The organism is Deltaproteobacteria bacterium GWC2_65_14, assembly GCA_001797615.1.
Taxonomy (GTDB): domain Bacteria; phylum Desulfobacterota; class Deferrimicrobia; order Deferrimicrobiales; family Deferrimicrobiaceae; genus GWC2-65-14.
In genome coordinates this window covers 68629-78159 of the sequence record MGPV01000066.1, presented here as the reverse complement: position 1 = coordinate 78159, position 9531 = coordinate 68629, and the positions used below count along the sequence as shown (strand labels likewise).

Genomic DNA, 9531 nt, shown 5'->3' with positions numbered 1-9531 from the left:
CGCATATGAGGCAACCGCACCTGGGCGAGAAGGCAATAAGATTCAAAGCCCGATAGTCATCCGGAAGGGGCGGGAGTAGATGCGACGGGTATATGGGGGGAAGGTGGGTGCGCAATACCCGGGGAGATCTGTCCGCTTGCCGATCCGGCTACCGACGCTGAGAGGCGTCGGGATGAGCGGGCAGAAGTCAGCCGAGGTCGTACGAGCCGGCCTGACCAACCGGCCAAGGGCCGAACCTGTCAGGAAGCGCGAGACGGACTCTCTGTGCGTTCCGAGCAGACGCTCCGAAAGGGGGCCTGGAAGCCGGAGGTCGCGGACGGAATCCGCAAGGTAAGGCTGGGCGCTCGTAGGACGGCAGGCGAGGAAGTCACCAAAACGCCGAACGGCAGGAACCGCCGTATACGGAACCGTACGTACGGTGGTGTGGGAGGACGGGGGCCGTAAGGCCCCCGTCCTACCCGATTCGATCCGTTTCGTTACGTCCTCCCGGAGGTTCTTCCTGTGGCGAATTGACTCGTACATGGATTCGGTGTGCAGCGGTTTTTGCATCAAGGCGACATCCTTGACAGGGATTTCGCAGGTCCACCCGAACCGGCGGGCGATATGGGCCATGGTTGCCTCACGGTAAAAGATCGCATGGGTCGGATCGCGACGGTAATGCCAGGAAGCAAAGTGAACGTCGTCGGACAGGAAACAGGTCATGACCGCCAACCATCCGCCCGGCCGCAACATCGTGTCGAACCGGGTGAACTCCTCGGCCGGCCGATGGAAGTGCTCGATGGTTTCGGTACAGGTGATGAAGTCGTAACAGCCGTCGAGCGTTTTCGGATCGGGGTAAAAAAACGGGTCGAACAATCTCATCCGGTGCCCGGCCTCGCGCAGCATGCAGGCAAGGACCGGTCCAGGGCCACACCCGTAGTCCAGCCCATCCGCGCTCGGGGGCAGCCGCTTTAACAAAGGATCGGAGAGTTTCGACAAAAACCGCCGATATCTCTTATCCTCCGGATGGTTCCGGTGCTGGCAATAGCGCGCGTATTCTTCGTCGGGCGGAACCCGTTGGGCAGGATCCAGGAAAGTCGCCTGGCAAGCACTGCAGCGCTGGTGGTCACGGTCTTTTACGCCCGCGAAAAAACTTGTGGAGAACGCACCGCACACGATGCAGCGGCCGTTCAACCTGGGACTGTGGGAATGCATGATTGTTCTCATTGTTTTGCCTGCCGATAATCTATTATGACTCATCGCGCCTGCCTTCATCTTTCCGTTGATGGCCTTATAATGGAAACGAATGCAGGGGGCCGGATCGATTGGCCCGGCTCCGGAGGATCGTAGTTGCCCGCTTTTCGTCACGACCCAATCGCTTTTGTTCCGGTCGGTGCGCCCGCAGCCTTGACCGTAACGCCGCCCTGATGCGCCCGCAAGCAGCCAATCGCATTTCCCTGGACAATTGCATGCGAGGGCCGGGCTGACGGAATGTCACTGCCCGGCTGCGGAGGCCGGGCGTGAGCGACAACCACCGCATCCAGAGTGAAATCTCAAGGCGAAGAACCTTCGCCATCATTTCCCATCCGGACGCCGGCAAGACGACGCTGACCGAAAAGTTGCTCCTCTACGGCGGCGCCATCCACCTGGCGGGCGCCGTCAAAGAGCGGCGGGGCGGCCGTCAGACGACCAGCGACTGGATGGAGCTGGAGAGGCAGCGCGGCATCTCCATCACGACGAGCGTCCTTCAATTCGAATACGAAGGTTGCCGGATGAACCTTCTGGACACGCCTGGCCACAACGATTTCAGCGAGGACACTTACCGGACTTTGGCGGCGGCCGACAGCGCCGTGATGCTGATCGACAGCGTGAAGGGCGTCGAGCCGCAGACGATCAAGCTCTTCGAGGTCTGCCGCCTCCGCCGCACGCCGGTCGTGACCTTCATCAACAAGATGGACAGGCACGGACGGGAACCGCTCGAACTGCTGGACGAAATCGAGCGGGTGCTCGGCATTCCGACCAGCCCCGTGAACTGGCCGATCGGCTCCGGATCCGAGTTCCAAGGAGTGTACGACCGATGGTCGCGCAACGTGCTCCGCTTCGTGCGCGCCGAGGGAGGATCGCGGAGAGCCCCCATGCATGTGGATGACCTTCACGCTCCCGGGTTCCGGGAGATGGTCGGGGATTCCACCCACCACCATTTGCTGGACGAGCTGACTCTTCTTGACGGAGCCGGGAGCGGCTTCAATATAGAACGGTTCATGCGCGGGGAGGTCACCCCTGTTTTTTTCGGAAGCGCCATCAATAATTTCGGCGTGGAGCCATTTCTCGAAAGATTTCGCACCATCGCACCGGCGCCGGGAGATTTCTCCAGCTCGGACGGAAGGGTGGCCGCGAAGATGCCCCGATTCTCCGGTTTCGTGTTCAAGATCCAGGCGAACATGGATCCCCTGCACCGGGACCGGGTCGCGTTCGCCCGGGTCTGCTCCGGGAGGTTCCGCCGGGGGATGGAGGTGAACCATGTCCGGACCGGGAAGGTGCTGACGCTGAACCGCACGCTGCAATTCCTCGGGCAGGAACGGGTGTTCATCGACGAGGCGTTCGCCGGGGATGTGATCGGCATCTGGGACCCGGGGGTGCTTCGCATCGGGGATACGCTCTCCGAGCAGGGGGAATGGGAATTCGAGGGCATCCCGCGGTTCTCCCCCGAGCATTTCGTGCGGGTTCGGCTTGCCGATCCGATGAAACGGAAGCAGCTCAAAAAGGGATTGGAGCAGCTCTCGGAGGAGGGGGCCGTTCAGCTATTCTTCGACCGCACGCGGCTTGAGCGCGATCCGGTGCTGGGCGCGGTCGGTGTCCTGCAATTCGACGTCACGCAACACCGGTTGAAGAGCGAGTACGGCGTTTCCGTTTCGCTGGAACATCTTCCCTTTCGGATCGCACGCTGGGTCGAACCCAAGCCGGGTGAGCAGGGCGGAAACGCCTCTATTCCGTCGGAACGCGGCTGCAAGAACCTGGTCGACATCGAAGGCCGAGACATCATGTTGTTCGATAGTGAATGGAAGCTTGGCATAGTCGAGGAGAGATATCCGGGTTTGCGATTCGTAGCCGCCATGCAACCAGGCCGAAGCGGGCGATCCACGAACATTGGATGATGTCGCTACCGGTTCGGCCGCGTGTCCCGTGACCGCAATGCGCGTTCACTGATAGCGGGGCGGTAGATACCTTGGGGCAAGGACAAGATGCGCTGTTGGATTAGCGGTGATAGGTGTAGCATGCGCATGATCTGGGTTACTCGGGCGCGCGTGATTCCCTCCTGGCGGGCGATGTCGGCTTGGTTGGCAATCTTGCCGGAATCCAATAGAGCTTGCCACTCGATGGCTTTGGGGAGCCAGGTAAATTGACAACGAAACCTCAGGGATTCGTTGGGTTAGAATAAAAACAGGGGAAATGGTTGGTGCTGCCGACCGTTTCCCCTGGGTCGTTTGAGGGTTCCGGAACGGGACGCCTTCGACAGGACGCGAGGATAGTCATATGCATACCGAATCCATAGAGCGGTGGGTACACGACCACACCTTCGGCCAAGACCGGAAGAAATCCGCTGAGCACCGGACGCTGATCGTCATCGTCATTACATTGGTGACGATGGTAGTTGAGATCGCGGCGGGGATTGCCTTCGGCTCGATGGCCCTCCTGGCGGACGGTCTCCATATGGGAAGCCATGCTTCGGCGCTGGCCATTTCCGCCTTTGCCTACTACTACACCCGCCGCCATGCCAAGGATGCGCGGTTCAACTTCGGCACCGGCAAGGTGAGTTCACTGGCGGGATTTGCCAGCGCGGTGATGCTCGTTCTCTTTGCTCTGGTCATGGCCGGTGAAAGCATTGCACGGTTCATATCTCCCGTGGCCATCGGATTCAACCAGGCGATCTTTATTGCGGTTCTCGGACTGATCGTCAACGGCATATGCCTGGTGATCCTCGGCGGATACGGCCACTCCCACGGACAAAGCAGCCGGGAGGATGACGGGGGCGACCTTGACAGCCACGATCACAAGCATTCCCATGATCATCGTGACGGTCACAACCAAAAGGTCCCCGCCCATTCCTCTCGTCGCCACGAGCAGCAGGACCACAATTTCCGGTCCGCCTATCTCCATGTGCTGGCGGACGTACTGACCTCGGTGCTGGCGATCTTCGCCCTTCTGGCGGGGAAGTATCTGAGACAAGTCTGGCTTGATCCGTTCATGGGCATAGTCGGAGCGGCGTTGGTGATACGCTGGTCCTGGGGGCTGCTCCATTCATCGGCTCGTGTGCTTCTCGACATGCAGGCCCCTGAAAAACTGAGGGAAGAGATCAGGAAGGCGATCGAATCCGAGGGCGACAATCGGATTTCCGACATGCATGTGTGGTCGGTAGGCCCTGGGATATATGGGGCGGAAATAGCCGTTGTCTCTTCTCGACCCTTGGAAACCGCCGGTTACTATGACCTCCTGCCCAGGAATCTCGGAATTGTGCACGTCACGGTCGAGACGCACCCGTGCGCATCCCCCACCCATAAGGCGCCATGAAAAATTCCCGTGATATTCGGTAACTCGATCCTTCCCCCAAACTCTTTACCCTCCGTTTTTTTATTATCTTATCCGGCCCGTTACTTCCTCGTAGATTTTCTTCCGGTGGCGTATCCCGAGGACATATACGACCTCCCCCTCGACTTTGAAAACTACGCGGTAATCTCCCACCCGGAGCTTCCAATAACCCCCCAGGTTCTTCCTCAGGGGAAGCCCGTACTCCTGGGGCGCCGTCATCAGGCGGGACTCGATCGCCCTGCGGATGCGATCCCGCATTTTCACGTTGATCCGGGGAAGATCGATCTCTTTGACGGCGGGGTGATACTTGACCGCAAACGCCACGTTATCCCCAGACATCCTTGTGGGCGAGTGCCCGGGAACGCTTCAGAGACTTTTCTCGCGACTCCGCGATGCGGCCAAGATCGATGTCTTCCCGGATCTCAATGGCTTCCTTGACGAGGTCTCGCACAACCGTCGAAAGCGATACCCCTTCTTCCTTCGCCAATTGATCCACCGCCTCGTAGAGCGGCTTCTCCAGCACCACATTCACTCTCGGATTCCTCGCAGGCATCGGTGTCTCCTCCTTCCGTCCAAAGTGTACCACTTTGGACGCGCCGGGGGAAGGGTTGCCTCGGAACTTGCCGTTCGCCCAGGAGACGAACTCGGCTGTCTGTTCGCGGTAGGCGGCCACTGGGGCATCCTGATGGACGACCTGGGCGACAAGGACGGTCCGGAAATGGATCTCCGGTTCAACCCATCCGGGGCGGGATCTAATACTGTACACTTGGGGAGGCAGCGATATCTCCCCTTCTTTCCAGGGGGTTTTCATGCATAGAGCGGGTTGGGGAACCTCCACCCCGCATATTTTTAAATTGCACTGTTCGGATGCATGGGCTCCGCATCCAATCTTCGCACTCACCGGAATCCTCTTCATATCTGACGGATTGACCTAGGTCAATGTCACGGAATCGCGGGAGTGATACACGGGAACCAGTCACAGGAAAGGAGGGCCGGCGTCGTCCCGGCCCGTCCGGGGAGGCGCGCAGGCCGGATCCCATGCCGTGGTCACGCGCCACATGTCCCGCCTGCAAGGTGGAACTGGTCTACGGTCCCGGGAAGAGGACGAGCAGTTCCGGGGGGGATATCCCCTGTCCGTACCTGACCCTGCCTTTCGCCGAACTTCGCGCGGGCCACGACCAGATCTATTTCGGTCACTGGAGGAAGGCGGAGTCGACGCAGTCGGATATCCGGAGGGCATACAACCAGCTCGGACGTCATCTGACCGCAATCGGCGACACCCTCTCCAACAAGGAACTCCCGTCGGCGCAATGCGATCTGGCCAAGGCGCGCGAGGCGTGTCTCTCCGGCGACCCGCGGGAGGACTCTCCGGACCTTCTCCTGCGGCTGGACAACGCCCTCTCCTATGCACACCGCGCCATCAACGATCTTCTCCACGAGAGCGGGCTTCCTTCCCACCACCCCATGGATTTTGCATCGTGGTACGACGCGCCGGAGGTGCCGTTCCAGGACGATCTTTGAGGTTTCCCCTTTCGGCGGGCGAGAACGTCCTCTGGGGATCGCTATCCGTTGGGGCAATAGATGGCGCCCTTGACGGATTGGAACCGATCCTGACCAGTGCCCGGATTCGTCCTGCTCGACGGGCACCAGGACTGGTCGCTATCCTTCATCGGCGCCGAGGTCGAACCGGTCACCGGCTATACCGCCGTGGAGTTCGTTCGCGGAGCCGCAGGTGATCGGAGGCGATGAGCGCTTCCTGCCGGTATCCCGCCTGCTTGATCCTCTTCCCCAGCATCAGGTCGTCGGCGACCTCGAGCCGGAGCGCCTCGTGCCCGCCGATCCCCTCGTAGGCGGCGCGGCGAACGAGGTTGAAGGCGCCGATACCGACGTAGATGTTTTTTGACGCCGAGCCGGCCGCCCAGGCCTTCACCCCGACGAGGAACAGCATCGCGAAATAACTCTTGGCGGCGTCCTCCCAGTATCCACCGGAGACAAGGCCCGGCATCAGGGCGAGATGATCCAGCCGCCGGCCGACCAGAAATCGCACGGCGTGACGCAAGGTCTCCGGGGCAAACACCACGTCCCCGTCGGTGAAGAGGAGAAGCTCCCCCTCGGCCCGGTTGGCTCCCGCCTGCATCGCGTGGCACTTCCCCAGCCATCCTTCGGGCAGCTCCGCGATATGGAGGGCGCGCACCCGGGGCTCTTCCGCCGCGATCCGGTCGAGGATCGCGGCCGTTTCGTCCCGGGACCGGTCGTTTACGGCGATCACCTCGAGGGCGGGGTAGTCCAGGCGCGCAAGCGACCGCAGCGCCTCCCCGACCTTCTCCGCCTCGTCGCGTGCCGGAACGACGACCGTGACCTTCGGCCGCACGGGGGGATCGGGCACGGGCCCGGCGCGGCGCTGTCAAGGAGAAGGTGGTTCAGGTCCCGCAGGTTTGGCGAAAAAACCCCGTTCCCTTTGCCGTGGCTAGATCGTTCGTTTGGGCATATCTTTTTTTCCGGGGCACGCCACCCCGCCCCCTGAATCGCCATCTAATCGTTGTAACGGCGTATGTTTGGGCTCACCGGTGCCATCCAACAAGGTGCGTCGCCGGAAGGCCGGGAGGAGGCCCCCGAAATGAAACCGAACGTTCCGGTCCGTACATGGTGCGTCCTGGTTGCGGCGATCCTGATCCTGCCTCTCCGTGTGACAGCGGCTGCCCTCGGAGAGGGGACCGCGGGAGGGACGTCCAACCGGGGTCTGCTCGACGGCAGGGTCTTCGTCGTCGAGAGAGGCGAAGCGGGGAGGCAGGCCGACGGGAAGGACACGTTGATCTTCCGGAACGGGCGTTTCCTCTCGGCCAGCTGCGAAAAGGGGCATGGGTTCGGCGACGGGGCCTACACGTCGTCGGAACGGGGAGGAGACATACTCTTCGCGGCCGACATCCGCAGCGATACCCAGGGGACGATCCACTGGGAGGGCACGGTTCGGGGGGACAGGATCGACGTTCAGTACACCTGGGCCGGCAAACCGAAATGGTACAGATCCAACCCGTCCCCCACGGTGCATTGGGCCCGCTCCGTCACGGAATGGGGGATGAAGGATCCCGGACCTCCAGGGGGAGGCGCGGTCTCTCATCTTCTGGACGGGAAAACCTTCCACGTGAAAGCCGGGGAGCAGGGGAAAGGGGCCGACCATGACGACTACCTGATCTTCCAGGACGGCATGTTCACGTCCAGCGGGTGCGTGGAATCGTGGAACTTCCGGAATGCGGCCTATTCGGCAACCGCGGAAGACGGCGGAATCCGTTTCCTGGCCCAATTGGTAAGCACGACGCACGGCACCTTGACCTGGGACGGGACCGTGCGGGGAGATGCCGTGGATGCGACGGCCCGGTGGGTTCACGAAAAGTGGTACTGGACGATCGACCGGGAGTACTGGTACCGGGGGAGCCGGGTCGAATAGCCGGGCCGGGAAAGGAGTTCGTGTCGTCCCGTGGAAGAGACCGACAATGCCCGTTCCACCGAAAGGGCGCACAGGATGCGGGAAGACGGAGCCGTAGCGGCTCGGAGCAGGATCTCCCTCGCGGTCAAGATCGCCCTGTTTCTGGCCGTTCTCCTTTTCCTCAATTACGCGGTCGGGTGGCTGGCAAACCGCATCGCATTCCAGATGTGGCCACGCCATGTAACCATGACTCTTTTCCTGCTCTTCGCCACCGCTGCCTTGTACATCCTCCTGCTGGCGGTTCCCTTCCTGCCCGGAATCGAGCTGGGGCTCATGCTCATGGCGATGCTCGGAACCCGTGGGATCCTGCTTGTATACCTCTGCACGGTCTTCGCGCTTTCCCTAAGCTTCCTGTTCGGGCGGCTTCTTCCTCCCCGTTACCTCGCCCGCGGGTTCGACTGGTTCAACCTTCACCGGGCGCGGGACCTGATCCTGTCCCTCGATCCGCTGGACCCGGAGGAGCGCCTCCGGTTTCTCCTTCGGAACGCGCCGTCGCGGATCGTCCCGTTCCTCCTGCGGCACCGCTACCTGATCATCGGCGTTCTTTTCAACCTTCCCGGGAATGCCCTGATCGGAGGGGGCGGCGGAATCGGTCTCGTCGCCGGGATGAGCCGCCTCTTCCCGTTTCCGAAATATATCCTCCTGGTCTGCCTGGCGATCACCCCCGGCCCGATCCTCTTCCTCCTGCGCTCCGCCCTGCGCGGGTAAGGACACGGATCAACGGGAGTCTGCGAGCCCCGCCGTTCCCGGTTGCATTCGGGCCCCGCGCCGCGCAGGATAGGGGCGTATGGAGTCGAGGGGGAAGAGAGGGTTTCTGGGGCGGTGGTTTGGGGATCGCTGGCCTGCCTGGGCGGCCCGTTTCCTCTTTGTCTGGTCGAAGCTGGTCCGGACCCGGGTGATCGGGATGGAGCAGAAGGACCGGTTTCCCGGGGCCTGCTTTGCCCACTGGCATGGGGACGAGATCGCCCTGCTGCCGGTGGGCGGCCGCATGGGGGTCACGATCCTGGTCAGCCGTTCCCGGGACGGAAAGAGCATGGCCAGGGCGGCCCGTACCCTCGGATATCGGGTAGTGAGAGGTTCCTCGAGCCGCGGCGCGGTGGGGGGGTTGCTGGCCCTGATGAAAACGGTCCGGGAAGGGCACCATGTCGTGCTGGCGGTGGACGGCCCGCGGGGGCCGCGCGGGGTGTGCAAGCCGGGAATCGTCCGGGTGGCCCAGAAGGCCGGGGTGCCGCTCTTTCCCGCGGGAGTCGCCGTCTCCCGGCGGTTCGTCTTAAAAAGGTCATGGAACCAGGTCTACCTGCCGTTGCCGTTTTCCCGCCTGGTGGTGCTCATCGGCGAGCCGATGCATTTCCCGAAAGAGGCGTCCGAGGAGGAGATGGACCTCTTCTGCCGGCAGGTGGAGGAGGCCTTGAGACGGGCCGCCGCCGGGGCGGAGGAAGCGCTGGCGAGCTGGCGGTGAAAGGCATTCACCGGGACGGGAG

Annotated in this window: 10 protein-coding genes; 6 read left to right on the top strand and 4 right to left on the bottom strand. The window is 62.1% G+C overall.

Features of this window, described 5'->3' with window-relative positions; translation table 11 throughout:
- Positions 1-42 precede the first annotated feature (42 nt).
- Positions 43-978, bottom strand: coding sequence for a hypothetical protein (locus A2X88_07130; GenBank protein ID OGP32826.1), 936 nt, complete (start codon positions 976-978; stop codon positions 43-45).
- Positions 979-1499: 521 nt separating this feature from the next.
- On the opposite strand from A2X88_07130, the gene A2X88_07125 reads away from it, so the two are divergent.
- Complete coding sequence (locus tag A2X88_07125; protein OGP32825.1) at positions 1500-3134, top strand: peptide chain release factor 3; 1635 nt, start codon at positions 1500-1502, stop codon at positions 3132-3134.
- A gap of 379 nt (positions 3135-3513) precedes the next feature.
- Positions 3514-4548 carry a cation diffusion facilitator family transporter gene (locus A2X88_07120; protein OGP32824.1) on the top strand — a complete coding sequence of 345 codons (1035 nt, stop codon included), beginning with the start codon at positions 3514-3516 and terminating at the stop codon, positions 4546-4548.
- A 63-nt stretch (positions 4549-4611) separates the two neighbouring features.
- Here the strand turns inward: A2X88_07120 and A2X88_07115 are convergent, their stop codons facing one another.
- A complete protein-coding gene (locus A2X88_07115) occupies positions 4612-4890 on the bottom strand; it encodes an addiction module antitoxin RelB (protein OGP32823.1) in 279 nt (92 codons plus the stop codon).
- Between the two features lies 1 nt (position 4891).
- Positions 4892-5119: an antitoxin, RHH family protein gene (locus tag A2X88_07110; GenBank protein ID OGP32832.1), complete on the bottom strand. Its 228-nt coding sequence runs from the start codon at positions 5117-5119 to the stop codon at positions 4892-4894.
- A gap of 485 nt (positions 5120-5604) precedes the next feature.
- On the opposite strand from A2X88_07110, the gene A2X88_07105 reads away from it, so the two are divergent.
- The gene (locus tag A2X88_07105; GenBank protein ID OGP32822.1) at positions 5605-6087 is read left to right on the top strand and encodes a hypothetical protein; all 483 of its coding nucleotides are present in this window, start codon (positions 5605-5607) and stop codon (positions 6085-6087) included.
- 169 nt (positions 6088-6256) lie between these two features.
- Here A2X88_07105 and A2X88_07100 read toward each other — a convergent pair whose 3' ends face one another.
- Complete coding sequence (locus A2X88_07100; GenBank protein OGP32821.1) at positions 6257-6937, bottom strand: hypothetical protein; 681 nt, start codon at positions 6935-6937, stop codon at positions 6257-6259.
- Between the two features lie 246 nt (positions 6938-7183).
- Here A2X88_07100 and A2X88_07095 point away from each other — a divergent pair, with 246 nt between their 5' ends.
- The 3 genes from A2X88_07095 (at position 7184) to A2X88_07085 (ending at position 9509) form a co-directional block, all read left to right on the top strand.
- A complete protein-coding gene (locus tag A2X88_07095) occupies positions 7184-8011 on the top strand; it encodes a hypothetical protein (protein OGP32820.1) in 828 nt (275 codons plus the stop codon).
- 30 nt (positions 8012-8041) lie between these two features.
- Positions 8042-8758, top strand: a complete 717-nt coding sequence (locus A2X88_07090; protein ID OGP32819.1) for a hypothetical protein — start codon at positions 8042-8044, stop codon at positions 8756-8758.
- A 79-nt stretch (positions 8759-8837) separates the two neighbouring features.
- The gene (locus A2X88_07085; protein ID OGP32818.1) at positions 8838-9509 is read left to right on the top strand and encodes a hypothetical protein; all 672 of its coding nucleotides are present in this window, start codon (positions 8838-8840) and stop codon (positions 9507-9509) included.
- Positions 9510-9531 lie beyond the last annotated feature (22 nt).